15 protein-coding genes are annotated in these 26,009 nt (G+C 72.1%); 4 read left to right on the top strand and 11 right to left on the bottom strand.

The features are described 5' to 3' along the window. Positions 1-2: 2 nt before the first annotated feature. A complete protein-coding gene (locus AB0959_RS01665; RefSeq protein WP_366824201.1) occupies positions 3-2,201 on the bottom strand; it encodes an ATP-dependent DNA helicase UvrD2 in 2,199 nt (732 codons plus the stop codon). A 221-nt stretch (positions 2,202-2,422) separates the two neighbouring features. Between AB0959_RS01665 and AB0959_RS01660 the strand changes: the two genes are divergently transcribed. Then, the gene (locus tag AB0959_RS01660; protein ID WP_366824200.1) at positions 2,423-2,665 is read left to right on the top strand and encodes a mycoredoxin; all 243 of its coding nucleotides are present in this window, start codon (positions 2,423-2,425) and stop codon (positions 2,663-2,665) included. Between the two features lie 103 nt (positions 2,666-2,768). On the opposite strand, the gene nudC is transcribed toward AB0959_RS01660, so the two are convergent. The 5 genes from nudC to AB0959_RS01635 all read right to left on the bottom strand — a co-directional run bounded on the left by nudC (position 2,769) and on the right by AB0959_RS01635 (position 12,958). Continuing rightward, positions 2,769-3,716: an NAD(+) diphosphatase gene (gene nudC / locus AB0959_RS01655; RefSeq protein ID WP_366824199.1), complete on the bottom strand. Its 948-nt coding sequence runs from the start codon at positions 3,714-3,716 to the stop codon at positions 2,769-2,771. A gap of 92 nt (positions 3,717-3,808) precedes the next feature. Further along, positions 3,809-5,221 carry a dipeptidase gene (locus tag AB0959_RS01650; RefSeq protein ID WP_366824198.1) on the bottom strand — a complete coding sequence of 471 codons (1,413 nt, stop codon included), beginning with the start codon at positions 5,219-5,221 and terminating at the stop codon, positions 3,809-3,811. 10 nt (positions 5,222-5,231) lie between these two features. Next, the gene (locus AB0959_RS01645) at positions 5,232-8,759 is read right to left on the bottom strand and encodes an ATP-dependent DNA helicase (protein ID WP_366824197.1); all 3,528 of its coding nucleotides are present in this window, start codon (positions 8,757-8,759) and stop codon (positions 5,232-5,234) included. Positions 8,760-8,882: 123 nt separating this feature from the next. Further along, positions 8,883-12,344 (bottom strand): UvrD-helicase domain-containing protein, encoded by a 3,462-nt coding sequence (locus AB0959_RS01640; RefSeq protein ID WP_366824196.1) that lies wholly within the window; start codon positions 12,342-12,344, stop codon positions 8,883-8,885. 248 nt (positions 12,345-12,592) lie between these two features. Beyond that, a complete protein-coding gene (locus AB0959_RS01635; RefSeq protein WP_366824195.1) occupies positions 12,593-12,958 on the bottom strand; it encodes an MGMT family protein in 366 nt (121 codons plus the stop codon). Positions 12,959-13,143: 185 nt separating this feature from the next. Here AB0959_RS01635 and AB0959_RS01630 point away from each other — a divergent pair, with 185 nt between their 5' ends. From AB0959_RS01630 to AB0959_RS01620, 3 genes are all read left to right on the top strand, one after another. Further along, entirely contained in the window at positions 13,144-15,939 is a 2,796-nt protein-coding gene (locus AB0959_RS01630) for a lysylphosphatidylglycerol synthase transmembrane domain-containing protein (protein WP_366824194.1), read from the top strand. A 194-nt stretch (positions 15,940-16,133) separates the two neighbouring features. Further along, positions 16,134-17,681 carry an alpha/beta fold hydrolase gene (locus AB0959_RS01625; RefSeq protein ID WP_366824193.1) on the top strand — a complete coding sequence of 516 codons (1,548 nt, stop codon included), beginning with the start codon at positions 16,134-16,136 and terminating at the stop codon, positions 17,679-17,681. 151 nt (positions 17,682-17,832) lie between these two features. Next, positions 17,833-19,383: an alpha/beta hydrolase gene (locus AB0959_RS01620; RefSeq protein ID WP_366824192.1), complete on the top strand. Its 1,551-nt coding sequence runs from the start codon at positions 17,833-17,835 to the stop codon at positions 19,381-19,383. A gap of 119 nt (positions 19,384-19,502) precedes the next feature. Here the strand turns inward: AB0959_RS01620 and moeZ are convergent, their stop codons facing one another. The 5 genes from moeZ to AB0959_RS01595 all read right to left on the bottom strand — a co-directional run bounded on the left by moeZ (position 19,503) and on the right by AB0959_RS01595 (position 25,787). After that, on the bottom strand, positions 19,503-20,681 hold the full coding sequence (moeZ, locus tag AB0959_RS01615; protein WP_366824191.1) for an adenylyltransferase/sulfurtransferase MoeZ: 1,179 nt from the start codon (positions 20,679-20,681) through the stop codon (positions 19,503-19,505). Positions 20,682-20,744: 63 nt separating this feature from the next. Beyond that, positions 20,745-21,494 carry a spherulation-specific family 4 protein gene (locus tag AB0959_RS01610; protein ID WP_366824190.1) on the bottom strand — a complete coding sequence of 250 codons (750 nt, stop codon included), beginning with the start codon at positions 21,492-21,494 and terminating at the stop codon, positions 20,745-20,747. Next, positions 21,482-22,435, bottom strand: a complete 954-nt coding sequence (locus tag AB0959_RS01605; RefSeq protein ID WP_366824189.1) for an NAD-dependent epimerase/dehydratase — start codon at positions 22,433-22,435, stop codon at positions 21,482-21,484. The genes AB0959_RS01610 and AB0959_RS01605 overlap by 13 nt, the downstream gene beginning before the upstream one ends. Before the next feature lie 227 nt (positions 22,436-22,662). After that, a complete protein-coding gene (locus AB0959_RS01600) occupies positions 22,663-23,922 on the bottom strand; it encodes a hypothetical protein (protein ID WP_366824188.1) in 1,260 nt (419 codons plus the stop codon). Beyond that, a complete protein-coding gene (locus AB0959_RS01595; protein ID WP_366824187.1) occupies positions 23,919-25,787 on the bottom strand; it encodes a DUF3492 domain-containing protein in 1,869 nt (622 codons plus the stop codon). The genes AB0959_RS01600 and AB0959_RS01595 overlap by 4 nt, the downstream gene beginning before the upstream one ends. Between the last annotated feature and the right edge of the window lie 222 nt (positions 25,788-26,009).

Below are 26,009 nucleotides of genomic sequence, written 5' to 3'. Positions count from 1 at the left end.
AATCAGTCACCCTCGTCGCTCGCCTCAAGCTCCTGACCTGCGCAGATGACCAAAACATCGTCCCCGTAGCGCTGCAGCTTACGCGCGATGACCCCTGGGATGCGCGCGAGTTCGGCCGGAGTGGTCGGTACCGCTTCCGTGATGGCCATCAGGGTCCGGTCGGTGAAGACGCAGAAGTCCGGCTGGCCGCTGCGCCGCGCCTGTACCGCCCGCCACTCCCGCAGTCGCTCGTAGAGGGCCTCGTCCATGTCGGAGGGGCAGTCCTCACACCGCATCAGTTTCATCTCGCCGGCGTCCCTCAACGTGCGGCCACAGACGCGGCAGCGGGCGGGTGTCCGGCTGGTAGGCCGTGGGACCACTGCGGCTGCGCCGCCCCGCACGCCGCGCTCGATGCCACCGGTGCCTCCCGCGCCGGTTCTGGCCGCAGCGGCGGCCGACCCGGGGCGCAGGCCGTCGAGGAAACGGCTGGGGCGGCGGTTCGGACGCCCGCCGGGCGAACGGGACAGGGCCCAGGAGACATGGAGACGTTCCCGCGCGCGGGTCACGCCGACGTAGAGCAGACGCCTCTCCTCCTCCACCTGCTCGTCGGTCCTGGCGTAGGTGATCGGCATCATGCCCTCGGCCACTCCGACCAGGAAGACGACATCCCACTCCAGACCCTTGGCGGAGTGCAGCGAGGCGAGGGTGACGCCCTGCACGGTGGGCGCGTGCTGGGCGTTCGCCCGCTCGTCCAGCTCCGCGACGAGGTCGCCGAGGGTGGCGTCGGGCTTGGCCGCGGCGAAGTCCTGCGCGAGGTTCACCAGTGCGGCCAGCGATTCCCAGCGCTCCCGGACGGCGCCGAAACCCGCCGGGGGCTGGCTGGTCCAGCCCTCCCCCGACAGCACGGCCCGTACCTGGGAGGGCAGGTCGACGGTGTCGGCGAGAAGGGAGTCGTTGGCGCCGAAGCGGGCCGCTCCGCGCAGGGCGACCCCCGCCTTGCGTACCTCGGGGCGGTCGAAGAACCGCTCGGCGCCCCGGAGTTGGTAGGGCACCCCGGCGTCGGCGAGGGCTTGCTCGTAGGTCTCCGACTGGGCGTTCGTACGGAAGAGGACGGCGATCTCACTGGCGGGAACCCCGGAGGCGATGAGGTCGCGGATACGGCGGGCGGCACCCTCGGCCTCGGCGGGCTCGTCCGCGTACTCGGTGTAGACGGGCTCGGGGCCTGGGCCTCGCTGGGAGATCAGCTCCAGGCGGTGCTCGGCGGCGCGGCCGCGGGCCTGGGCGAGCAGGCCGTTGGCGAGGTGGACGACCTGGGGTGAGGAGCGGTAGTCGCGGACCAGCTTGACGACCGTGGCTCCGGGGTGACGGACACGGAAGTCGAGCAGATGGTCCGGGGTTGCACCCGTGAACGAGTAGATGGTCTGGCTGGCGTCGCCGACGACGCACAGGTCGTCGCGCTCCCCGAGCCACAGTTCCAGCAGGCGCTGCTGCAGCGGGCTGACGTCCTGGTACTCGTCGACGACGAAGTGCTGGTACTGGCGGCGGACCTGCTCCGCGATGTCGTGCCGGTCCTGGAGGACGCCCACTGTGAGCAGCAGGACGTCCTCGAAGTCGATGACGGCGCGCTCCCGCTTGAGGTCCTCGTACGCCGCGTAGAGCTGGGCGATCTCGGCCGGGTCGCGGGGGGCCTCGCGGCCCTGCTTGGCCGCCATGGCGGCGTAGTCGGCGGGGACGGTCCGGGTGACCTTGGACCACTCGATCTCGGCGGCGACGTCCCGCAGTTCGTTGCGATCGAGACGGATTCGGCAGGCGGCCGCCGCGTCCGCCACGGTCTGGATCTTGCGGTCGATGATCCTCGGCATGGAGCCGCCGACCGCCTTCGGCCAGAAGTACTGGAGCTGACGGAGGGCGGCCGAGTGGAACGTCCGGGCCTGGACACCGGACGCGCCGAGCTGGCGCAGGCGGCCGCGCATCTCACCGGCTGCGCGGTTGGTGAACGTGACGGCCAGCACACTGGACGGCTGCAGCATCCCGGCACGCACCCCGTAGGCGATGCGGTGGGTGATCGCCCGAGTCTTGCCCGTACCGGCCCCCGCCAGCACGCACACCGGGCCGTGCAGGGCGGTCGCCACCTCGCGTTGCTCGGGGTCGAGCCCTTCGAGCACCGCGTCGGGGGTGTCCGGAACCTGCGGGAACAGGGTGGAGTGCGTTGCTGCTGTCACCCCGCCATGCTGCCAGGTCCCCGGTGACGGATGCGCAAGTTGTCCACAGGCCCGGTCCTACAGTCGTACTAATGCGGCAGGCGCCACGGGATGTGCCCCGTGTCCCTGTCGTGTGAACAGCGCGGTAGCGGGGAGCCGCCCGAGCACGGGAATGACGAACCGACCCCGTGCGTTCACCTCACAGCCTCTAGTCCCCCGAGCCGTGAAGGAGCGCCAGAGAGATGCTGGGCACTGTGACGATGTACAGCACCACGTGGTGCGGCTACTGCCGCCGGCTGAAGAGCCAGATGGACCGCGAGGGCATCGCGTACACCGAGATCAACATCGAGCAGGACCCGGATTCCGCGGCGTTCGTGGAGAAGGCGAACGGCGGCAACCAGACGGTCCCCACCGTTCTGTTCCCGGACGGTTCGACGCTCACGAACCCCTCGCTGGCGCAGGTCAAGGCGAAGATCGGCGCGTAGCCCCGCGTCGTGGTGGCTCGGCGTGCCGCCGGGTCCCCGGCCGGCAGTGGGAGAAGGCGGTCCCCGGAGGTTCCGGAGACCGCCTTCCTGCTGTCCGTGACCGTCAGACGGCGCTGCCCGGCCTCGGCAGGGGCTTGCCGTACCAGAGTTCGATCAGGCGGGCCGCGATCGAGATGCCGTAGGGCGGCAGGACGTCTCCGGACTCGAAGGCGGCTCGCAGTTCCTCGCGGGAGAACCATCGGGCCTCGTGGATCTCGTCGCCGTCGACGGTGATGTCGGTGGAGGTGGCGCGGGCCAGGAAGCCCAGCATGAGGCTGGAGGGGAACGGCCAGGGCTGGCTCGCGACGTACTCGACCTGGCCGACCGTGATGCCCGCCTCCTCGAAGACCTCGCGCCGCACGGACTGCTCGATGGCCTCGCCGGGCTCGACGAAGCCCGCGAGGGTGGAGAAGCGACCCTCGGGCCAGTGCACCTGACGGCCCAGCAGGATCCGGTCCTCGTCGTCCGTGACCGCCATGATCACCGCCGGGTCGGTGCGCGGGTAGTGCTCGGCTCCGCAGGCCGGGCAGCGGCGGATGTGACCGGCCGCCGCGATGACGGTGCGCTCGCCGCAGCGCGAGCAGAAGCGGTGGGTGCGCTGCCAGTTCTCCAGGCCGACCGCGTGCACCATGAGGCCCGCGTCGCGCGGAGACAGCAGCAGCCCCGCCTCCCGCAGACCCGCCGGACGCGCGGACTGGTCCATGCGGCCCGGGAGCGCGTCCTTCTGGAGGGCGAAATAGGCCACGCCGTCGCCGTCGATGCCCAGGAAGTAGCGGTGGGCCTCGGTGAGCGGGGCCTCGAAGGACGGGGTCATGACGAGTTCGGTGGTGCCGTCCTCCGTCTCGTCGATGAGGACCTGGCCGCCGGACACCACGAAGCAGCGCGTCGTCGGGTGGCTCCACGCCGCCGCGAGCCAGGCCTCGTCGAGCCGGTGGTGGGCGGCGCGGTCGATGCCGCTCGGGGCGGTGAGGGAGATGGGGCGGTCGGCTGTGTGGTCGGTCCAGGTGGTCACGGGTGCTTCCAACTCCCCCAGGGGACGGTTGTTTCTGCGGGCGGTTCGGCGGGGTGTGCGGCGGGCGGGGTGCGCGGGCTTCGGGGGCGTTCTCAGGGTGTCTCTTGCCCGTTTCCGGCCAGGTCGCTCCACAGGTGGGCGCTGGTTTCGACGCCTTTGAGGAGGAGGTCGAGTTCCACTTTCTCGTTCGGGGCGTGCCAGCCGTCCGAGGGGACCGAGATGCCCAGGAAGAGCACGGGTGCGCCGAGGACGTCCTGGAGGTCGGCGGCGGGACCGGAGCCGCCCACGCGCGTGAAGCGGACGGGCTGCTCGAAGGCGTGACTCATGGCGCGTACGACGGACTGCAGGGCGGGGTGGTCCAGGGGCGTCAGACAGGGGCGGGTGGCCGGGCCGAAGGTGATCTCGCAGCGAATCCCCGCGGGCACCTGGTCGGCCACCCACGCGTGAACGGCCTTCTCTATGTGGTCCGGGTCCTGGCCCGCGACCAGCCGGAAGGAGAGTTTCACCAGGGCCGAGGCCGGGATGATCGTCTTGCTGCCGGGGCCCTGGTAGCCGCCGCCGATGCCGTTGACCTCGGCGGTGGGGCGTGCCCAGACGCGCTCCAGAGTGGTGTATCCAGCCTCTCCGCAGGTGGCAGAGGACTTGGCCGTGCGCAGCCAGCGCCCCTCCTCGAAGGGGAGCTCCGCGAAGAGTTCCCGTTCGCGGTCGGTGAGCTCGACCACGCCGTCGTAGAAGCCCGGGACCGTCACGGGCTCGTGCTCGTCGTGGAGGGCGGCGACCAGTCGGGCGGCGACGGTGGCCGGGTTGGGCACGGCGCCCCCGAAGGCGCCGGAGTGGATGTCCTGGTCGGGCCCGTGCAACTCGATCTCGCACTCGGCCAGGCCCCGCATGCCGGTGCACACGGTGGGGGTGTCCTCGTCCCACATGCTGGTGTCGGAGACGATGACGGCGTCGGCGGCGAGCCGGTCGGCGTGCTCCTCGACGAGGGCGCGGAAGTGCGGGGACCCGGACTCCTCCTCGCCCTCGACCAGCATCTTCAGATGGACGGCCGGCGTGGTGCGGCCGGTGGCGGCGAGGTGGGCCCGGACGCCGAGTGTGTGGAAGAACACCTGGCCCTTGTCGTCGGCGGCCCCGCGCGCGTGGAGGCGGTTTCCGCGGATCACCGGCTCGAAGGGCTCCGTGTCCCAGCCGTCCGCGCGGGCGGCCGGCTGCACGTCGTGGTGCCCGTAGACGAGGACCGTGGGGGCTTCGGGGTCGTCCGAGGGCCATTCGGCGAAGACGGCCGGAGCTCCGGGCGTCTCCCAGACCTCGGCGGTGCGGAAGCCGGTCTCTTTGAGCTTGGCGGCGAGCCAGTCGGCACTGCGCCGCACGTCCGCGGCGTGCTCGGGCTGGGCGGACACCGACGGGATGCGCAGCCATTCCACGAGGTCGTCGAGGAAGGCGGCGCGATGGTTCTCGATGTATGTACGGACGGCGCTGACGGCACTGTCAACGGGCTGGCTCATGCTCACGAGCCTATCGGCCCGTGCCGGCATGCTCGTCCGGCGGTTCGTTCGGTGCCCGTGCGCCCGGGTCCGCGCCGGGTTCCTCCAGGAGCAGACGCTCCAGTGCGGCCCGGTCGGGCAGGTCGCCCGGGCGTACGACCTCGCCGGTGCGCACGTACAGGAACGCGGCCCCGACGGACTCCAGGGGCACGCCCTGCTGCTCGGCCCAGGCGAGGCGGTAGAGCGCGAGCTGGAGGGGGTCGGCGTTGCGCGTTCGACTCGTCTTCCAGTCGACGATCTCGTACGTGGTGCCGTGGCCGTCCGCGTGGGTGCCGTCGCCCTCGTCTTCCCTGTAGACGGCGTCGATGCGGCCGCGGATGACCCGCCCGGCGATCGTGAGCTGGAAGGGGGACTCGATGCTGTACGGCGTCCGGTGCGCGTACGGCGTGCGGTCGAAGGCTTCCTTGAGGGCCTCCAGGTCGCGTTCGTCGGCGATCTCGGCCTCGCTGCCGGGCAGGTCGTCGGGTTCCAGCATGGGCAGCCGCAGTTCCTCGAAACGGGCCTCGACCCAGGCGTGGAAGCGGGTGCCCCGGCGCGCGGCGGGCTGCGGGGGGCGCGGCATGGGCCGCGCGAGCTCCTGGGCGAAGCCGTCCGGGTCGGCGGCCAGGCGCAGCAGCTGGGACGCGGTGAGCGACGCGGGCAGGGGAACGTCGGTGACACCCTGGCGGGCGCGCAGCAGCTCTCCGGTGAGTGCGTCCAGGTCACGGTCCCAGGAGTCGATGGTGCGGGCCTCTTCCGGGGTGAGGGACGCCGGGTCCCCCGGGTGTTCGTCCACGGAGCGCGGAAGGGGGACGTCCGGAGCCGACGCCTGGTGGGGAACCACGGGGCGCGCCTTCGTCCAGGAGTCCCAGTCCGCGTCTTCCTCGGGGAGGTTCTCTTCCCCGTAAGGGGGTTCGTCCGGGAACCCCTCGTCCTCGGGCGGAGGGGGCCAGTCCGGGTCGTGGGTGGGCTCGCGGTGGGCGGCCGCGGGATGGGGCGCCGCCTGGGAGCCGGCCCTCTCCAGGTGGGCCAGGACGGTCTCGGCGGCCGCGCGGCGGCGGGCGAGGGCCGTCTCGTCCAGCGGGAGGGGCCACGCGTGGTCCGCGGCCGCCTCGTGCAACGCGGGGTTCTCCTCGTCCTCCTCGGGTTCGTCGGCCCAGGCCTCGATCTCGCCGTACCCGGCGGCGCAGTGCTCGTACAGGGCGAGGAGGAAGTCGGACGGCCCGCGCGGGCGCTTCTGGGACGGGCCCCACCAGTGGCCGGAGCCGAGAAGCAGGGAGCGGGGGCGGGTGAACGTGACGTAGCCGAGGCGGAGTTCCTCGGTGTGCTGGTGCTCCTTCATGGCCTCGTGGAAGGCCTTCATGCCGCGGGAGTCCCAGGCCTCGATGTCGGGCAGCGTGTCGGCGTCGCCGCGCAGCTCGTGCGGGAGGACCTTGCTCTGGGCTGTCCACTTCTCGCGGCCCCGGTCGCTGGGGAAGGTCCCGGTGACCAGGCCGGGGACCGCCACGACGTCCCACTCCAGGCCCTTCGACTTGTGCGCGGTGAGCACCTTGACGGTGTTCTCGCCACCGGGGAGGGCGTTGTCGAGTCCCTTCTCGTACTGGGCCGCGGTGCGCAGATAGCCCAGGAAGGCCAGCAGGGTGGCCTCCGACTCGTTGGCGGCGAAGGACGCGGCGATGTCGAGGAAGTTGGACAGCGTCTCGCGGCGGCGGGCGGCCAGCGCGTGCGGGGAGGCGGAGAGCTCGACCTCCAGGCCGGTGACGGCGAGCACCCGGTGCAGGACGTCCATCAGCGGGTCGGAGAGAGAGCGGCGCAGGTCACGCAGTTCGGCGGCGAGGCGGGCGAACCGTACGCGCGCGTCCGGCGAGAAGGGCAGCCCGTCGTCCTCCCGCTCGGGCTCGAAGGGCAACTCCAGGAAGGTGTCGAGCGCGTCCGCGAGGGAGATCACCTCGGCCGGGTCGACGCCTTCGACGGCCGCGGCGAGCCGCCTGTCGGGGTCGTCGTCGGCCTCCACGCGCGCGTGGGACACCAGAAGCCGGGCCCGCCGTCCCAGGAGGGCGAGGTCGCGCGGGCCGATGCGCCAGCGAGGGCCGGTGAGCAGGCGGACCAGGGAGGCGTTGGCCCCGGGGTCCTGGAGCACCTCGCAGACGGCGACGAGGTCGGCCACCTCGGGGAGGTGCAGCAGCCCGGAGAGGCCCACCACCTCCACGGGGATGTCGCGGGCGACGAGGGCGCCCTGGATGACCGCGAAGTCGGTCGCCGTGCGGCACAGGACCGCGATCTCGCCGGGTTCCTTTCCGGTGCGTACGAGGTGGGCGATCGATTCGGCGATCCAGTCGACCTCCTCGGCGTGGGTGCGCAGGAGGGCACAGCGGACCGTGCCGTCGCGTTCGGCACCGGGGGCGGGGCGGAGGGCCTCCACGCCCGCGTGCATGGCGCGCAGGGGCTCCGCCAGGCCGTTGGCGAGGTCCAGGAGGCGGCCGCCGCTGCGGCGGTTCTCGCTGAGGGCCTGACGGGTGGCCGGGCGGCCGTCGGCATGTGCGAAGTGCTCGGGGAAGTCGTCGAGGTTGGCGACCGAGGCGCCGCGCCAGCCGTAGATGGCCTGGCAGGGGTCGCCTACGGCTGTCACGGGGTGGCCGGTGCCACCGCCGAACAGCCAGGCGAGCATGACGCGTTGTGCGACCGACGTGTCCTGGTACTCGTCGAGCAGCACCACCCGGAACTCGTCACGCAGGACGCGGCCCACTTCGGGCAGCAGGGCGAGCTGGGCCGACAGCGCGATCTGGTCGCCGAAGTCGAGAAGGTCGCGCTCGCGCTTGGCCGCCCGGTAACGCCCCACCAGTGTGGTGAGTTCGCGACGGGCGGCGGCCGTCTCGGGGACCTTGCGGAGGTCGGCGTTGGTGAGCTTGGCACCCTCCAGGGTCCGCGACAGCTCGGCGTCGTACGCGCGCAGGTCCTCGGGGCGTACGAGGTGTTCGGCGAGTTCGGAGTCGAGGGCCAGGAGGTCGCTGACGAGGTCCGGGAAGGAGCGGGTGAGGGCCGGGTAGAGGCCGGGGGCCTCGCGGAGTACGCGCGCGGCGAGTTGGTAGCGGGTGGCGTCGGCGAGGAGGCGGGAGGTGGGTTCCAGCCCGATGCGCAGGCCGTGGTCGGTCAGCAGGCGGCCCGCGAAGGCGTGGTACGTGGAGATGACGGGCTCGCCCGGCGGGTTGTCGGGGTCGATGACGTCCGGGTCGGTGACGCCGGCCTTGACGAGTGCCTTCCGTACGCGCTCGGCGAGTTCACCGGCCGCCTTGTTGGTGAACGTCAGGCCCAGCACCTGCTCGGGGGCGACCTGTCCGGTGCCGACGAGCCACACCACGCGCGCGGCCATCACCGTGGTCTTGCCGGAGCCGGCTCCGGCCACGATCACCTGCGGGGCGGGCGGCGCGGTGATACAGGCCGTCTGTTCCGGGGTGAACGGGATCCCGAGGAGCTCCTTGAGCTGCTCGGGATCGGTGAGACGGGCGGGTGTTGCGGACACACAGGAGAGGCTAGCGGCGCCCACTGACAGCCAGTGCCGGGTCGTACCGGGGGCGGGGAGGAACGCCGGCCGGACCGTGCGGTGCTGTGCGTCACAAGCCTACGAATGCGACGGGCGCGCCGCTCACTCGACGACGTGACGCCCCTCCGGCCTGGCGCTGCACGACGCCCGGAACGCGCAGTGTGCGCAGTGCTGTCCCGTGGTCGGTGAGAACCGCTCGTCGAGGACCTTGCCCGCCGCGTTGGCCAGCAACTCGCCGACCCACTCCCCCTCGAGGGGCTGCTGTGCCTGCACCTTCGGCACGGCGTCGCCACCGTCCTTCCTGGCCGCCCCCTGACGCAGCTGGACGAGCTCGGCTCCGCCCGGCTCGGGGCGTATGCCGTCGAAGGCCTCGTCGACGGCGCCCTCGCGGACGGCGAGCTGGTAGACGGCGAGCTGGGGGTGGCGCGCCACCTCGGCGGAGGTGGGCGCCTGTTTGCCGGTCTTGAAGTCGACGACATAGGCGCGGCCTTCGCCGTCGGTCTCGACGCGGTCCATGGAGCCCCGGATGCGCACCGCGTAGTCGCCCGCCTCAAGGGTCACGTCGAAGTCGTGCTCGCTGGCCACCGGAGTGCGTCCGGTGCGGTCCATGACGTGCCACTGAAGGAAGCGTTCGAGCGCCACGCGCGCGTGCTCTTTCTCCTGGGCCGACTTCCAGGGCGCGTCGAAGGCGAGCGCGTTCCACACGGAGTCGAGGCGCTCCATGAGGACGGCGAGGTCGGCGGGAGTGCGGCCGGAGGCGACCTCGTCGGCGAGGACGTGGACGACGTTGCCGAAGCCCTGGGCCGCCGTCGCGGGCGCGTCGGCCTTCACCTCGCGGCCCAGGAACCACTGCAGGGCACAGGTGTTGGCGAGTTGGTCGAGGGCGCTGCCGGAGAGCACGACCGGCTGGTCACGGTTCCTCAACGGGACCTTGCTCTCGGTGGGTTCGAACATGCCCCACCAGCGGTAGGGGTGCGCCGAGGGCACCAGGGGACGGCCGTCCTCGTCGCCGAGCGCGGCGAGCCGGGCCAGTCGGCGGGCGGCGGCCTCCCTGAGGGCGTCCGACACGCGCGGGTCCACGGTCGTGGCGCGCAGCTCGGCGACCAGGGCCGCGACGGACAGCGGGCGACGGGGACGGCCGGTCACGTCCTTGGGCTCGACGCCGAGTTCGGTGAGGAACCGGGAGGGCTGGTCCCCGTCGTCGGCGGGGGTCTTCACCGCGGTGACCACGAGACGTTCACGCGCGCGCGTGGCGGCCACGTAGAACAGACGCCGCTCCTCCGCCAGGAGCGCGCCCGGAGTGAGCGGTTCGGCGAGCCCGTCGCGGCCGATGCGGTCGGCCTCGAGAAGCGAACCGCGGCGGCGCAGGTCCGGCCACAGTCCCTCCTGGACGCCCGCCACGACCACCAGGCGCCACTCCAGCCCCTTGGAACGGTGCGCGGTCATCAGGCGTACCGCGTCGGGGCGCACGGCCCTCCTGGTGAGCGTGTCGGCGGCGATGTCCTCGGCCTCGATCTCCTCCAGGAAGTTCAGGGTGCCGCGCCCGCCGGTGCGCTGCTCGGCGCGCGCCGCGGTCGCGAACAGCGCGCACACGGCGTCGAGGTCGCGGTCCGCGTTGCGTCCGGCCGCGCCACCGCGCCGGGCGGCCCACTCCAGCCTCTTGGGCCACGGTGTGCCGTCCCACAGCTCCCAGAGCGCCTCTTCGGCCGTGCCGCCGTCGGCGAGGCGTCCGCGGGCCCGGCGCAGCAGTTCGCCGAGCCGCTGGGCGCCTCGCGCGTACGTCGGGTCGTGCGTCACCAGGCGCTCCGGCTCGGCGAGCGCCAGCGCCAGCAGCTCGTCCGACGGCGGGGGCAGGGCCTTGCCCGCGGCCCGTTCCTCCTCGCGCAGGGCGCGGCCGAGGCGCCGCAGGTCGGCGGTGTCCATGCCCGCGAGGGGGGAGGCGAGGAGGTCCAGAGCCGTCTCGGTGTCGAGCCAGGGGGCCCGCTGTTCGGAGTCGTCGGGGCGTGCGTGCTCGCCGGGCTGTCCGGGCTCTTCGGTGGGGCGTGCGTGCCCGCCGGGCCGTGTGGGCTCGTCAGGCCCTCCCGGTTCCTCGGGCGCTCCCGGCTCGTCAGGCCCTCCCAGCTCCTCGGGCTCTCCTGGCCCCTCTGAGGCCGTCTCACCGCTCTGGCCCGCTTCCGCCCGTGCCACCGCCCGCAGCGCTGTCAGCAAGGGCGCCACGGCCGGTTCGTGCCGCAGCGGGAGGTCGTCCCCGTCGATCTCCAGGGGTACGCCCGCCGCGGTGAGCGCCCGCCGGACCGACGGGATCGTGCGGGAACCCGCCCGCACCAGGACCGCCATGTCGCTCCACGGGACACCGTCCTCCAGGTGGGCCCGGCGCAGGATGTCCGCGACGTTGTCCAGCTCGGTCCCCGGGGTCGGGTATGTGTACACCTCGACGCGCCCTCCGTCCCGCACCGGCTTCAACTCGCGGTGGGCCCGTACCTTCTCGGCGGGGAGGCGGGTCAGGGGCATGCGCTGGGTGAGCAGGCGCGTCGCGGTGAGCAGGGCGGCACCCGAGCGGCGGGAGGCCCTGAGGACCTCCACCGGGGCCGAACGGCCGTCCGGGCGCGGGAAGGCGTCCGGGAAGTCCAGGATGCCGTTCACGTCGGCGCCCCGGAACGCGTAGATCGACTGGTCGGGGTCGCCGAAGGCGACGAGGGTGCGGCCGGCGCCCGCGAGAGCCTGGAGCAGCCGTACCTGTGCGGGGTCCGTGTCCTGGTACTCGTCCACGAAGACGGCGTCGTAGCGCGCCGCGAGACGCTCGGCGACTTCGGGGCGACGGGCCAGGAGTACGGCGCGGTGGACCAGTTCGGCGTAGTCGAGGACGCCCTGCAGGTCGAGGACGTCCAGGTACTCGGCGAGGAAGGCGGAGGCCGCGAGCCAGTCCGGGCGGCCCGTGCGGGCGGCGAAGTGCCTCAGGTCGGCGGGGCCCAGTCCGAGCTCGCGGCTGCGGGCCAGCACGGCGCGGACCTCGTCGGCGAAGCCGCGCGTGGTGAGGCAGGCGCGCAGTTCGTCCGGCCAGCGGACGTGCGCCAGTCCCAGGCGTTCGAGGTCGGGCTGGCCGGAGAGGAGCTCACGGACGGCTACGTCCTGTTCGGGACCGGACAGCAGCCTCAGCGGTTCGACGAACAGGTCGGTGTCCTGGTGGGCGCGGACCAGGGCGTAGCAGAAGGAGTGGAACGTGGTCGCCTGGGGCGCGTGTGCGGCCCCGATGCGCAGGGCCATGCGGTCGCGCAGTTCCACCGCCGCCTTGCGGCTGAACGTCAGGACGAGCACGCGCTCGGGGTCCGCACCGCGCGCGATACGGGCCGCCACGGACTCGACGAGCGTGGTGGTCTTCCCGGTGCCCGGACCTGCGAGAACGAGCAGTGGGCCGGTGCCGTGGTCAACCACGGCACGCTGGCCTGCGTCAAGAAGAGGGGGATCCACCCTGGCCGGCGGGGTACGCACCAGTCGGTAGGCGCCACGGCTCCCCTGCCGCGCCTGGGGGTGCGACAGGTGTGTGGTGGAGAAAGAGGAGCTCACGTGGTTCGCCGGTCCTGGAGGTCGTACTCGGGTGGTGCGTGGAGGGCGGTGGCCGCGGGATGAGAGGGGCACGCGACGTCGACGCTACGCCGCCGCCGAGCGCGGAAGCAGGGCTTCCTCTTGTTCCCTCCCGGCCCGCGTGGCACACGGGGCCCTCGACTCACGAACGTACGCCATGCCACGGACGTCCCCCGCTTCCCCCGTACGGGGCACGGGGCGCCGCTTCGCCCGCCCGGCGCCGGAAGCTGTCAGGTGTGATCCTGCGCGCGTCCGGCGCCGTCCCATCGCGCCCGCTTCATGTCGACCCGCGGCACATGTCCCTCGGAGGCGCGGCTCGCCTCGCGCAGCGGTGTGCCCTCGGTGCGGTAGTGCCCCAGGGCGTCCAGCTCGTGGCCCGGGAGCAGCACGCCGTCCGCGCGTATGACCCGCCACCACGGAACCGCGCCTCCGTAGAGGGCCATCACGCGTCCGACCTGGCGCGGGCCGCCCTCTTCCAGCCACTCGGCGACATCGCCGTACGTCATGACGCGCCCGGGCGGGATCATCTCGGCGACCTCAAGGACCCGCTCCGCGTACTCCGGCAGGGCGTCCGCCGGAAAGCTCTCCTCGCTCATCCGCCCCATCCTGCCCGACCCCACCGACAATGGGACGTGGTGGCGGCAGCGCGTATTCCTCGCCCTCTCGCCGCGCTTCGGGCAGACTGTGCGCCCCCGTATCGCACCCTGATGCCCGCGCGTGTCGACGGGGCATGCCACCATCGTGCGGGCGGTGACCGGTGATACGAGACCAAGAAGAGACGATGAGGCAGCAGAGCGTGCACCCAGAAGACGCTGCGGGCACCTCTGACGCGTCGTCGCGTCCGGACACCTCCGACGAGGACCAGGCGACCGGCGCGTCGCCCGCCCCTGAGACGACCGGAAAGACACCCGCCCCCAAGACAAACGAAAACGAGAAACCGCAGGCCGAGGGCGACACGGAGACCTCGGACGAGGCGTACGCCGACGAGGTGGAGGGCGACGAACCGCTGCTCCCCGCGCGCGTGCACCGCCCGTCCGACCTCATGAGGCTCTCGGTGGGCCTGCTCGCGATCGTGGTGCTGCTGGCGATCGCCGCGTTCGCGCACGGCACCACGTCCGGACTCGAGCAGGACATCAACAAGGGCACCGGACAGGCACCCGATCTGCTGATCAAGATCGCGGGTCTGGCGTCGAGCATCGCGATCCTCCTGGTGCCGGTCGCCTTCGCGATCGAGCGGCTGATCAAACGCGACGGCCTGCGCATCGCCGACGGCGTACTCGCGGCGGTCCTCGCGCACGGAGTGACCCTCGCCACCGACCTGTGGGTCGCCAGAGCGGCCCCGGACTCGATCCAGGAGGCGCTCACCCAGCCCTCGCCGGGAGACATCACCGCCCTCACGGACCCCGTGCACGGCTATCTCGCACCCGTCATCGCGTACATGACGGCAGTCGGCATGTCCCGCAGACCGCGCTGGCGCGCGGTGCTGTGGATCGTGCTGCTGCTCGACGCGTTCTCGATGCTGGTCACCGGGTACACGACACCGTTCTCGATCATCCTGACGGTGCTGATCGGCTGGACCGTGGCCTACGGGACGCTGTACGCGGTCGGCTCGCCGAACGTGCGCCCCACCGGGCGCACCCTGATGGCCGGGCTGCGGCGCGTCGGATTCAAGCCCGTGAGCGCGAGCCGCGAGGAGGTCCCGGACACCGCCGAGAGCGGCGACCGGGGCCGCAGGTACTTCGTGACGCTCGAGGACGGCTCACCGCTCGACGTCACGGTGGTGGACCGGGAGCAGCAGGCACAGGGCTTCTTCTACCGCGCCTGGCGCAACCTCACCCTGCGCGGTCTCGCCACCCGCCGCAGCCTGCAGTCCCTGCGCCAGGCGCTGGAGCAGGAGGCCCTGCTCGCCTACGCGGCCATCGCGGCCGGCGCCAACGCGCCCAAGCTGATCGCGACCTCGGAACTCGGCCCCGACGCCGTGATGCTCGTCTACGAGCACACCGGCGGGCGCACCCTCGACTCCCTGGCGGACGAGGAGATCACCGACGAGCTGCTGCACGACACCTGGGACCAGGTGAAGGCGCTGCAGTCGCGGCGCATCGCGCACCGCATGCTTGTGGGTGACGCGATCCTGGTGGATCGTTCCGGCACGGTGATCCTCACCGATCTGCGCGTCGGCGAGATCGCGGCCGGTGACCTGCTGCTGCGCATGGACGTGTCCCAGCTGCTGACGACGCTCGGCCTGCGGGTGGGCGCCGAGCGCGCGGTGGGCTCCGCCGTGAGCGTGCTCGGCCCCGACGCGGTGGCCGACTGCCTGCCGCTGCTGCAGCCCATCGCACTGTCGCGCTCCACGCGCGCGACGCTGCGCCGGCTGGCACGGGAGCGGGCGGAACGCGAGCGCGAGGCGGTCCTGGAGGCGTCCCAGCACGCCAAGGAGGCCCGTCTGGAGGAGTCCGAGGCGTCCGCCGCCGAGCAACCCGCCGAGAAGCCCGACAAGAAGGCCGTACGCGCCGAGCAGCGAGCCGAGAAGCGCGCGATCGACGAAGCCATCGAGGAGGCGCGCGAGGAGGACCTGCTCAGCCAGATCCGCCACCAGGTGCTGCTGATCAGGCCGCAGGCGCCGGTCGAGCCGGCCCGGCTGGAGCGCATCAGGCCGCGTACGCTGATCAGTTTCATGGCCGGCGCGATCGGCGCGTACTTCCTGCTGACGCAGCTCGCCCACATCGAGTTCGGGCCGCTCATCGAGAACGCTCAGTGGGGCTGGGTCGCCGCGGCCGTCGCCTTCTCGGCGCTGAGCTATGTCGCGGCGGCGATGAGCCTGCTGGGCTTCGTGCCCGAGCGGGTGCCGTTCCTGCGGACCGTCGCGGCGCAGGTCGCCGGATCGTTCGTGAAGATCGTGGCGCCCGCCGCGGTGGGTGGCGTCGCCCTCAACGCGCGGTTCCTGCAGCGCTCGGGGGTGCGACCGGGGCTCGCGGTGGCGAGTGTCGGCGCGTCGCAGCTGTTCGGGCTGGGCTGCCACATCCTGATGCTGCTGTCCTTCGGTTATCTGACGGGCACCGAGAAGACGCCCTCCTTGTCGCCGTCCCGCACCGTCATCGCGGGGCTGCTGACGGTCGCGGTCCTCGTACTCGTGGTGACATCGGTGCCGTTCCTGCGCAAGTTCGTCGTCACGCGCGTGAGGTCGCTGTTCGCGGGAGTCGTGCCGCGCATGCTGGACGTGCTTCAGCGGCCGCAGAAGCTGGTCACGGGCATCGGCGGCATGCTGCTGCTCACCGCCTGCTTCGTGATGTGCCTGGACGCGTCGGTCCGGGCGTTCGGCAGCGAGGGCATGCCTTCCTTGAGCATCGCCAGCGTGGCGGTCGTCTTCCTCGCGGGCAACGCGCTCGGCTCCGCGGCACCGACGCCGGGTGGTGTGGGCGCGGTCGAGGCCACCCTCACCGTCGGTCTGATCGCGGTCGGGCTCCCCAAGGAGGTCGCGGCGCCCGCGGTGCTCCTGTACCGGCTGCTCACGCTGTGGCTGCCCGTGCTGCCGGGCTGGCTGGCGTTCAACCACCTGACACGCAAGGGCGCGCTGTAGACGCGCGTACGGCTACGGATCGGCGTGCGCACGGCTGACGGTCGCCCACGGCCGACGGGTCGGCGTGCGTGCGCGTGACGGGTCGGCGTGCGCGGAAAACGCGGCGCATGCGCGCGTGACCGTCGGTAAACGGTCCTCACCCGCCCGGCTCGCGCCCCGAGCGCACCGGACGGAGCGCCGCCAGGATGGGAAGCATGCCCACCCAGCCCCGGCTGCGCGCCGCCGCCCTGACCGCCACAGCCCTCCTGCTGTGTCCGCTCTCGGCGGGCTGCGGGGACGGCGACGCCAAGGGCGAGGACCTGACGGACCAGAAGCTGAGCTGGAAGGACTGCCCGGCGCCGTCCACGTCCGAGGGCGGAGGGCAGGCACCCTCACCGCTGCCGGACGGTGACATGTGGGAGTGCGCCACCATGAAGGCGCCGCTCGACTGGGACGATCCCAAGGGAGACACGATCGGTATCGCGCTCATCAGGGCGGAGGCGAGCGGCGACAGGAGCGAACGCATCGGCTCCCTCGTCTTCAACTTCGGCGGACCCGGCGGTTCGGGAGTCACCGGCCTGCCCTCCTTCGCCGACGACTTCGCGAAACTGCGCACCCGGTACGACCTGGTGAGCTTCGACCCGCGCGGAGTCGGCCGCAGCGAGGGCGTCGAGTGCGAGAACACCGAGGGGCTCGACGAGTACCTCCAGCAGGACATGACACCCGACGACGCCACCGAGGAGGAGAAGCTCCGCGACAGCACCGAGTCGTTCAACTCGGCCTGCGAGAAGAAGTCCGGCGCGACGCTCCCGCACGTCCGCACCACGGACGCGGCACGCGACATGGACCTGATGCGCCAGGTTCTCGGCGACAGCAACTTGTACTACTTCGGCATCTCGTACGGAACCGAGCTCGGTGGCGTGTACGCCCACCTCTTCCCCAAGAACGTGGGGCGGGCCGTCTTCGACGCGGTCGTCGACCCGACGCAGGACCCGGAACAGGGCTCGCTCGGGCAGGCCAAGGGCTTCCAGCTCGCGCTCGACAACTACGCGCAGGACTGCGTCTCGAAGAAGGAGAGATGCCCCGTCGGGGACACCGCGCAGCAGGTCAAGGACCGGATCGCCGGGTTCCTGAAGGATCTCGACGCCAAGCCGATCCCCGGCGTCTTCCCACACGAGCTGACCCAGTCACTCGCCACGGACGGAATCCTCCAGACCCTTTACTCCCGGGACTTCTGGGAGTACCTGACGCAGGGCCTGGCCCAGGCGTACCAAGGCGACGGCAAGCTGCTGATGCTGCTGGCCGACTCACTGAACGGGAAGAACGAGGACGGTGAGTACAGCAATCTCATCCCCGCGAACGTCGCCATCAACTGCGCGGACGACAAGCCCCGCTACACCGTCGAGGACGTGACGGCGAAGCTGCCCGAGTTCCGGGCCGCCTCCCCTCTCTTCGGCGACACCCTTGCCTGGGAGATGATCAGCTGCACCGACTGGGCCGTGCCCGGCGCCGCCGACCACCCCGACGTGAGTGCGCCCGGCGCGGCGCCGATCGTCGTGATCGGCAACACCGGCGACCCGGCCACACCGTACGAGGGCGCGCGGAAGATGGTGGAGGCGCTGGGTGAGGGAGTCGGGGTCGAGCTCACGTACAAGGGGCAGGGGCACGGCGCGTACAGCAGCGGGAACAAGTGCGTGCGGGGTGCCGTGGACGCCTACCTGCTGCAGGGGAAGACGCCCGAGGCGGGGAGCGTCTGCTCGTGAGAAAGTGACGTGCGTTTGCGCTGTACACCTACAAAAGCGCAGGTCACAGAGTTATCCACAGGCCGCCGTGCCGTTCGTGGCAGTACGCCTACGATGGCATGACTGTCATCCGCGACATCCGGCGGACGACGAGGCGAGGGGGGAATTGCTCATGGCGCGATACGGACGGTGGACGGCTCTGGCCGCCGCCGCGGTGTTCATGGCCGGCTGCAGCGGCGGATCATCCGGAGGCGGCTCGGACGACGGGAAGGACGACGCGGGAGCGTCGGCCCCGTCATCCTCGGACACGTCATCGAAGCTGCCCGCCTCCCTCACCTCCCAGAAGCTCGACTGGGGCCGCTGCAAGGCGACGGCGGAGGGCCCGGCACCCGGCGGCGACTGGCAGTGCGCCACGCTGAAGACGCCCCTCGACTGGAAGAAGCCGAGCGGGGAGACGATCGGACTCGCGCTGATCCGTTCGAAGTCGACCGGCGGCCAGGGCGGCCGCATCGGATCGCTCCTGTTCAACTTCGGGGGCCCCGGCGGCTCGGGCGTCTCGATGATGCCCTCGTACGCCGACATCGTCAGCAGCCTGCACGAGCGGTACGACCTGGTGAGCTGGGATCCGCGCGGGGTCGGCGGCAGCGAGGGGGTGCGCTGCCGCACCGACAAGGACATCCAGGCCGCTGAGTCGGTGGACGCCACGCCGGACGACGCGGCCGAGGAGACGGCGTACCTCAAGGACGCGGCCGACTTCGGAGCGGGCTGCGAGAAGGCCGCGGGCAAGCTGCTGTCGCACGTCTCGACGACCGACACGGCCCGCGACATGGACCTGATGCGTCAGGTACTCGGTGACAAACAGACCCACTACTTCGGCATCTCGTACGGAACGGAGCTCGGCGGGGTCTACGCCCACCTGTTCCCCAAGAACGTGGGGCGTCTGGTGCTGGACGCGGTCGTCGACCCGAGCGCCGACGCGGAGGGTCACGCCAGGAACCAGGCACGCGGATTCCAGCGCGCCCTCGACAACTACCTCAAGTCGACGGGACAGAACCCGAAGGAGGGCACGCGGAAGATCGTGGACCTCCTGAAGCGGATCGACGCCAAACCACTGCCGGCGTCGTCCGGCCGCGAGCTCACCCAGACACTGGCCGTCACCGGCATCGTCCTGCCGCTCTACAGCGAGCAGAGCTGGCCGACCCTGACCAGCGCGCTCAAGGCGGCCGAGGACGGGGACGGCTCCGAGCTGCTGGCGCTCGCCGACGGCTACAACGAGCGCGACCCCTCCGGACGCTACGGCACGACGACGCATTCACAACGGGTCATATCGTGCTTGGACCAGAAGCAGCGGCCGACCGCCGAGGAGACGAAGAAGCTGCTGCCCGAATTCCGCAGGATCTCGCCGGTGTTCGGGGAGTTCCTGGGCTGGGACACGGCGGGCTGGTGTCACGACTGGCCGGTACCGGGCCAGTTCGACACGCCCGAGGTGAGCGCTCCGGGGGCCGAGCCGGTGCTGGTCGTGGGCAACACCGGGGACCCGGCGACGCCGTACGAGGGCGCGAGGAAGATGGCGGACGAGTTGGGCGACGACGTCGGTGTGGAGCTCACCTGGAAGGGCGAGGGCCATGGGGCATACGGGAGCGGAAGCGACTGCGTCGACTCGACGGTGGACGCGTACCTGTTGAAGGGCAAGGTGCCCGAGGACGGCAAGGTCTGCTCGTAGCCCGGCCGGGGCACGGGCTGCCGGCCCGGTGCCCCGTCCCCACACCGCCACTGCCCCCCTGGGCAACGAAAAGGGGCCCGGCACACACGGTGCCGAGCCCCTCCGCGAGAGGCGTGTGCCTAGTAGACCGGCTTGTCGGGCTCGATCTGGTTGACCCAGCCGATGACGCCGCCGCCGACGTGGACGGCGTCGGCGAAGCCCGCCGACTTGAGGACGGCGAGTACTTCCGCACTGCGGACACCCGTCTTGCAGTGCAAGACGATCTTCTTGTCCTGCGGGAGGTTCTCCAGGGCGGAGCCCATGAGGAACTCGTTCTTGGGGATCAGCCGGGCGCCGGGGATCGAGACGATCTCGTACTCGTTGATCTCGCGGACGTCGATGATGTCGATGTTCTCGCCGTCGTCGATCCACTCCTTGAGCTGCTTGGGAGTGATCGTCGAGCCGGCGGCCGCCTCCTGGGCCTCCTCGGAGACGACGCCGCAGAAGGCCTCGTAGTCGATGAGCTCGGTGACGGTCGGGTTGTCGCCGCAGACCGCGCAGTTGGGGTCCTTGCGGACCTTGACCTGCCGGTACTGCATCTCCAGGGCGTCGTAGATCATCAGGCGGCCGACGAGGGGCTCGCCGATACCCGCGAGGAGCTTGATGGCCTCGTTGACCTGGATGGAGCCGATGGACGCGCACAGCACGCCCAGGACGCCGCCCTCGGCGCAGGAGGGGACCATGCCCGGCGGCGGGGGCTCCGGGTAGAGGCAGCGGTAGCAGGGGCCGTGCTCGGACCAGAACACGGAGGCCTGGCCGTCGAAGCGGTAGATCGAGCCCCACACGTAGGGCTTGTTCAGCAGCACGCACGCGTCGTTGACCAGGTAGCGGGTCGCGAAGTTGTCGGTGCCGTCGACGATCAGGTCGTACTGGCTGAAGATGTCCATCACGTTGTCGGCCTCGAGCCGCTCTTCGTGAAGGATGACGTTCACGTACGGGTTGATGCCCTTGACCGAGTCGCGCGCGGACTCGGCCTTGGAGCGGCCGATGTCGGACTGGCTGTGGATGATCTGACGCTGCAGGTTGGACTCGTCGACCTCGTCGAACTCCACGATGCCGAGCGTGCCGACGCCGGCCGCGGCCAGGTACATCAGCGCCGGCGAGCCCAGGCCGCCGGCGCCCACACAGAGCACCTTGGCGTTCTTCAGCCGCTTCTGCCCGTCCATCCCGACGTCGGGGATGATCAGGTGGCGGGAGTACCTGCGGACCTCGTCTACGGTGAGCTCAGAAGCGGGCTCTACCAGGGGTGGCAGCGACACGGGGACTCCGTTGATCGGTCAATCACTACGGTTGTTCTTTCCGTAACACTGCCACGCCCTTTTTCATTCCGAGACACCCGGTCCAACACGCGAGACGATGTCGTCCCAGTAGCCGGGCATGGTCTCCCAGGGGTCGGTGCGACCGCCGCTGTCCGTGCGATCAGTGAAGTAGATGGTGGCCGCGCCCTGCCAGCGGGCGACGCGGAGGGCCTCGTCGAGGTGGCCGCGGGGCACGCCGTGCACGAAGTGACAGAAGCGTTCGGGTGGATGGTCGGCGGTCCACTCGGCCACCTGCGACCAGCGGTAGTCGCTCCAGGGCCCGGAGAAGGTCACCAGCTGATCGGCGTGCTCCACATATCCGGGGTACGGGTGGGTGCCGTGGCCGAGGACGATGTGTCCTCCGTCGAGCCGTTCCCGGAGCGTGGTGACCGTGCGGCGGACCTCGGGGAGCGCCGCACGGTCGGCGGGGCAGCGGTGCAGGAGGAAGCCGTCGACCCGATACCAGCCGAGATACCGGTGCGCGTCGAAGAGCAGTTCACCCGAGGTGCGAGCGCCGTACGTCGCGTCCAGGTGGCCGAGCACGCGGATGCCCGCGTTGCGCAGTCGGCCGGCCGCCTCCAGGCATTTCGGGTCGGGCCGCGTGCCGGGGCCGCCGCCGACGTTGAGGACGACCCAGTGCAGAGGGGTGCCTGGGCGGGTGAGTTCGCCCCATTCCCTCGGTGCGAGAAGGGGGTGTGCATAGCCGGGGATGCCGAACCCGAGGACCGCGCCGGTACTCGCGGTGCCGACGGCCGTACTGGTCAGATGCGGCATGCCGCCTCCATCCAGATGTCGGCGAGGGACTCTTCGAGGTTGATGCGGGGCCGCCAGCCGAGGCGGTCGCGGGCCGTGCGCACGTCGGCCTGCTGCCAGCTGCCGCAGCCGTCGGGGTAGGGGTAGGGGGCGGCGTGGTCCGGCTCGGGGCGGGGGTGCCCGATGGACGGCCTGACGTGGCCGGAGGGCCCGTCGAGTTCGTGGAGGGCACCGCCGTAGCCGGCCACGCGGGCGAGGACGGCGGCGGCGTCGCGCAGGCGCACGGCACGACCGGAGCCGATGTTGATCACGCCCTGGGCCGCGGAGAGTGAGGCGGCGTGGACGGCGCGGGCGACGTCGCGGACGTCGATGAAGTCGCGCTGGACGCCGAGGCCGCCGAGTTTGAGTTCTCCGTCGCCGGACTGCATGGCGCGGCGCATGGCCTCGGCGAGGCGGCCGAGTGGGGAGCCGGCCGGGGTGCCGGGACCCGCGGGTGAGAACACCCTCAGCACGACGGCGTCCAGGCCGGAACCGAGGACCAGTTCGGTGGCGGCGAGTTTGCTCACGCCGTAGGGGCCGCCGGGGCGGGGCACGGCGTCCTCGGCGGTCGAGGAGCCGTGCTGGCTGGGGCCGTACTCCGCGGCGCACCCGATCTGGACGAGGCGCGCCCCGCAGCCGCTGCGGCGGAGGGCCTCGCAGACGGTGGCGACGGCGACGGTGTTGTGCCGGGTGAGTTCGCGGGCACCGCCACGGGTCGCTCCGGCGCAGTTGACGACGACGCCGGGGTGGACGGCGTCCAGGAAGCGGGTGAGCGCGCCCGGGCTGCCGGTGGCGAGGTCGAACCGTACGTCGGCGTCGTCGCCACGGCCGAGCGCGGTGAGCTGCACGGCCGGGTCGGCGAGCAGGCGGTCGGCGACGAAGCGGCCCAGGTATCCGTTGGCTCCGATCAGCAGGACCCTCATCGGGCGGCTCCCGGGGCGGATCGTCCGGTTCGGGAGGTGATCATCTGACGTTCTCCTTGTGGGTTGCCGTGAATCGAGGGAAGGCCCGCGGTGTCGGCCCCGCGGGAGGGATGGGCTGAGGACTCGTCACTGGGCCCGGGACAGTCACTGGGCTCCGAGCGGGACGGGTCCGTGGCGGCTCGGGGTTCCTCCGGTGGTGTGCGCCGGGCCGGGTGGTGGGCCGGGGTTCACGGTGCTCCGGAGGGCGTGGCGTGGGCCGAGGCCCGGGTCAGGGTGCGGGTGGAGTGGATCAGGAGGGTCAGGGCGGCGAGGCCGCACGCGAGACCGGGGACCGCGCCCGGCCCCGAGGCACTGACGACGGTGTCGACGGGGACGGCCAGGAGGGAGCAGCCGGGCAGCCGGCTCGCGAAGACCGCGGCGAGAGCGATCACCTCGATGGTTCCCGCCGTGCCGAGGGCAAGGACGGGAGCGCGGGTGAAGCCGTGCGCGGTCAGGAGGCGGGCGAGCAGGAGCAGCGCGCCGAGGGAGCCGGCGGCGGCGTATGCGGCGGGCTCGTGCAGCGCCGCGCCGCACAGGGCGAGCAGCGCGGCCAGCGCGCACAGGAAGAGGACGAACACCATGAGGAGCACGGGGCGTACGGAGTCGGCGAAGTCGGCCAGGCCTCGGCTCGCGGCCAGCTTGCGGCGGGCGCGCACGGCGAGGAGGTGGGCGCACCAGGCGGCCGGCGCGTAGGCGAGGGCGAGGGCCAGGACGGATGCGGGGGCCAGGGACCAGAGGCCGCTCGGGCCGCCCTCCAGGCCGGCGCTCAGCAGGCCGTCGCCCCCGACGGCGTACGCCAACAGCCAGCACGTCCAGGCACGTGTGCCGCTCGTCCAGGTACGTGTGCCACCTGTCGTGGCAGGCGCGGTGCGCAGCGGGCCTCGGCGGAGCGCCAGGCGCAGGCCCAGGAACACGGCGAGGGCGCCCGCGGTGGCGATCACCAGGCGGGGCCTGCCGTCGGTGAGCCGTGCACCGAGCACGACCGCCGTGCACAGGGCGCCCGGCAGCAGGGCGAGGGCCGCCCACCCGGGGCGTGCGCCTGGCGCGCCGGTCGCCGTGTGCTCCGTGGACCGTGTCTCCTCGTCGCGGGGCACGCGCGCGTACATCTCCTCGGCCAGGGAGAACACGTCGCGGTGGCGGAAGCGGGCGGCGGTGCGGTCGGTCACACCGTGCGCCTCCAGCCCGGCAGCGATCTCGAGCGGGTCGACGGCCCGCTCGCAGAGTGCGCGGTGACGGTGCATCAGCGCCTTGACGGGGTCGGCGCCCCCGCCACCTCGCCGGGCCGGCTGTCTGCGGCTCGCCGCCGTCGCCGAGAGAGCGGCCGGGCGGGAGGAGGGCGCAGCGGATGAGTCATGGGGGAGCTCGTGGGAGATCCCGTGGGAGCGCTCATGGGAGGGTTCGCTGACGCCCGGAGCCACGGGGTTCAAGGCGTCTCTCGGCTCGCTCATCCCGCCACCTCCCCCGCCCGAACGGGCTTCCCGGACGACGCCGCGCCCGAAGCCGGGGCCGGAGCCGCCGCCCCGACCACATCCGCCACATCCGCCGCCCCGACCGAAGCCGCCGTCCCCGCCTGAACCCCGAGCGCCCAACTCGGACGGCCCTCGCACTCCGGACGGCCCTCCCCCGGCCGGCCCTCCGCAGCCGACGGGCCCTCCGCAGCCGACCGGCTCTCCGCCGTCAGGCCGACCTCCGTCCACCGTCCCGGGACGTAGGCCTCGGCGGGGACGCCGAAGGGCAGTGGGTCACCCATGTCGTCCACGGCCATCCTCCGCACCGGTGAGTGGGAGACGATCTCGAGATAGATGCCACGAAATGCCTGGACGTTCTGCTCGACGGTGAAGAGTTCGAGTGCTCGCGCGCGGGCGGCCGCGCCGAGGCGTGCACGGCGCTCGGGGTCGTGCAGCAGTGCCACGCACGCCTCCGCGAGCGCCCGCGGATTGCGCGGCGGCACCACGAGCCCCGTTCCGCCGATGACCTCCACCACGGCGCCCACGTCGGTCGACACGGTCGCTCGCCCGCAGAACATGGCTTCGACGAGGCTGATCGGGAAGCCCTCCACGACACTCGACAGGACGACGACCGCCCCTGCCGCGTACGCCTCCGCCAGGTCCGGCACGTCCGGCCCGCCGATCTCCTCGAACGACACCGGGCTGTCGCCGACGGCGTGCGCGCCCTCCGCCTCGTCGGGGAAGAGCTGCGCGGCCAGCATGCGGCAGTGGCCGAGGTAGGCCGCGCCCTCCGGCCCGTCGGCGGGCACGCCGACGATCCGCAGCCGTGCCTTCGGCTCGCTCCGGCGGATCTCCGCGAAGGCGTGCAGCAGGGAGGTCAGGTCCTTGGCGGGTTCGATGCGGCCGATCCAGACGAGCGTGTACGGGTCGGCGCACTCCGCCGACTCGCCCACGTCCGCGAAGCGGGACGCGTCCATGCCGGGATAGACCGTCCGGAGCTTGGCGCGGTCGGCGCCACAGCGTTCCTGCCAGCGGCGGGCGTGGGTGTTGCCGGGCGTGACGCAGGCGGCCTGCCGGTACACCTCGGCGGCCAGCCGCCGGTGGAAGGCGGAGAGCAGCGAGCGGACCGGTGCGTCGCCGGAGACCGCGAGGTAGTGCGCCCGCAACTGCACCCCGTACTCCGTCACGAGCAGCGGAACGCCCGAGAAGTGCCGGGCCACCAGCCCGGGCAGTGCGGCCGGTCCGCCGCCCGCCGCGTGGCAGAGGTCGACCGAGCCGAGGCCGTCGTCCCCGTACCAGTCGAGCGAGAGGGGGCGCAGGGCGCGTTCGAGGTGTGCGGCGACGGTGAGCAGATCGGGTACGCGCGCCTCCCGCGCCGCGCGCAGTGCGCCGGGTGCGCGACAGGCGCGTTCCAGAATGCGTACGGCGGCTTCCGAGCGCAGGGCACGGACCAGTCCGCCCTCGTCGCGGGCGAGTTCGGCGAGCCCGTACAGCGCGATGCCGAAACGGTCCGCCTCGTCGCCCGGGGTACCGCCCGAGGCGTCCGGGGCACCCGGGGCGCCCTCCGAAACACCCGCGCCGCACACCGCCGCCGCCAGCTCCCCGTACGCCTCGGCGAACCGCCGCCGGGCCCGGCGGCCGTAGACGACGCCGTCGTCCGGCGCGCTCCACAGCGGAGCCGTCCGTACGCGGCTGACCTGGGGCGGCAGCTGGATCCAGCCCTCGTCCTCCTGTTGCTCACTGCGGCTCAGCGCGTAGATGTCGAACTCGTGCTGCCCGAGTCCGCGCACGAGCCGGTCGCACCAGAGCCTGGCGTCACCGCTCACATACGGATAGCCACCCTCCGTCAACAGTCCGATGCGCACGCGTGCACCCCCGATCTCCCGTTGGGGAGCCGCCGTGGGACCGGCGGCTCGCAGCGGGACGAACGTATGCGGACATGCCGGTGGCGCGACGGACGGTTGTCCGTCGCGCCACCAAAAGGGGTGAACGGTCGTAACTTTCGCGTGCGGGCGGCGTTTTGTCGCGCTAAGGGATCAAGCGACCGCGTATCGGCAGGTCATGCACGGCTCCCGCCACTTCCCGGG

Source organism: Streptomyces sp. NPDC046862 (assembly GCF_040704615.1).
In the GTDB taxonomy this organism is placed as follows: domain Bacteria; phylum Actinomycetota; class Actinomycetes; order Streptomycetales; family Streptomycetaceae; genus Streptomyces.
The sequence above is the reverse complement of the archived record's forward strand: the minus strand, read 5'-3'. Positions and strand labels throughout refer to the sequence as shown.

What these genes read in the sequence shown, in the direction of transcription:
- AB0959_RS01635 (WP_366824195.1), bottom strand. Translation starts at nt 12,958, where the DNA reads ATGAGCGAGGAGAGCTTTCCGGCGGACGCCCTGCCGGAGTACGCGGAG.
- AB0959_RS01625 (WP_366824193.1), top strand. Translation starts at nt 16,134, where the DNA reads ATGCCCACCCAGCCCCGGCTGCGCGCCGCCGCCCTGACCGCCACAGCC.
- AB0959_RS01605 (WP_366824189.1), bottom strand. Translation starts at nt 22,435, where the DNA reads ATGAGGGTCCTGCTGATCGGAGCCAACGGATACCTGGGCCGCTTCGTC.
- AB0959_RS01650 (WP_366824198.1), bottom strand. Translation starts at nt 5,221, where the DNA reads ATGAGCCAGCCCGTTGACAGTGCCGTCAGCGCCGTCCGTACATACATC.
- AB0959_RS01610 (WP_366824190.1), bottom strand. Translation starts at nt 21,494, where the DNA reads ATGCCGCATCTGACCAGTACGGCCGTCGGCACCGCGAGTACCGGCGCG.
- AB0959_RS01660 (WP_366824200.1), top strand. Translation starts at nt 2,423, where the DNA reads ATGCTGGGCACTGTGACGATGTACAGCACCACGTGGTGCGGCTACTGC.
- AB0959_RS01600 (WP_366824188.1), bottom strand. Translation starts at nt 23,922, where the DNA reads ATGAGCGAGCCGAGAGACGCCTTGAACCCCGTGGCTCCGGGCGTCAGC.
- AB0959_RS01620 (WP_366824192.1), top strand. Translation starts at nt 17,833, where the DNA reads ATGGCGCGATACGGACGGTGGACGGCTCTGGCCGCCGCCGCGGTGTTC.
- AB0959_RS01630 (WP_366824194.1), top strand. Translation starts at nt 13,144, where the DNA reads ATGAGGCAGCAGAGCGTGCACCCAGAAGACGCTGCGGGCACCTCTGAC.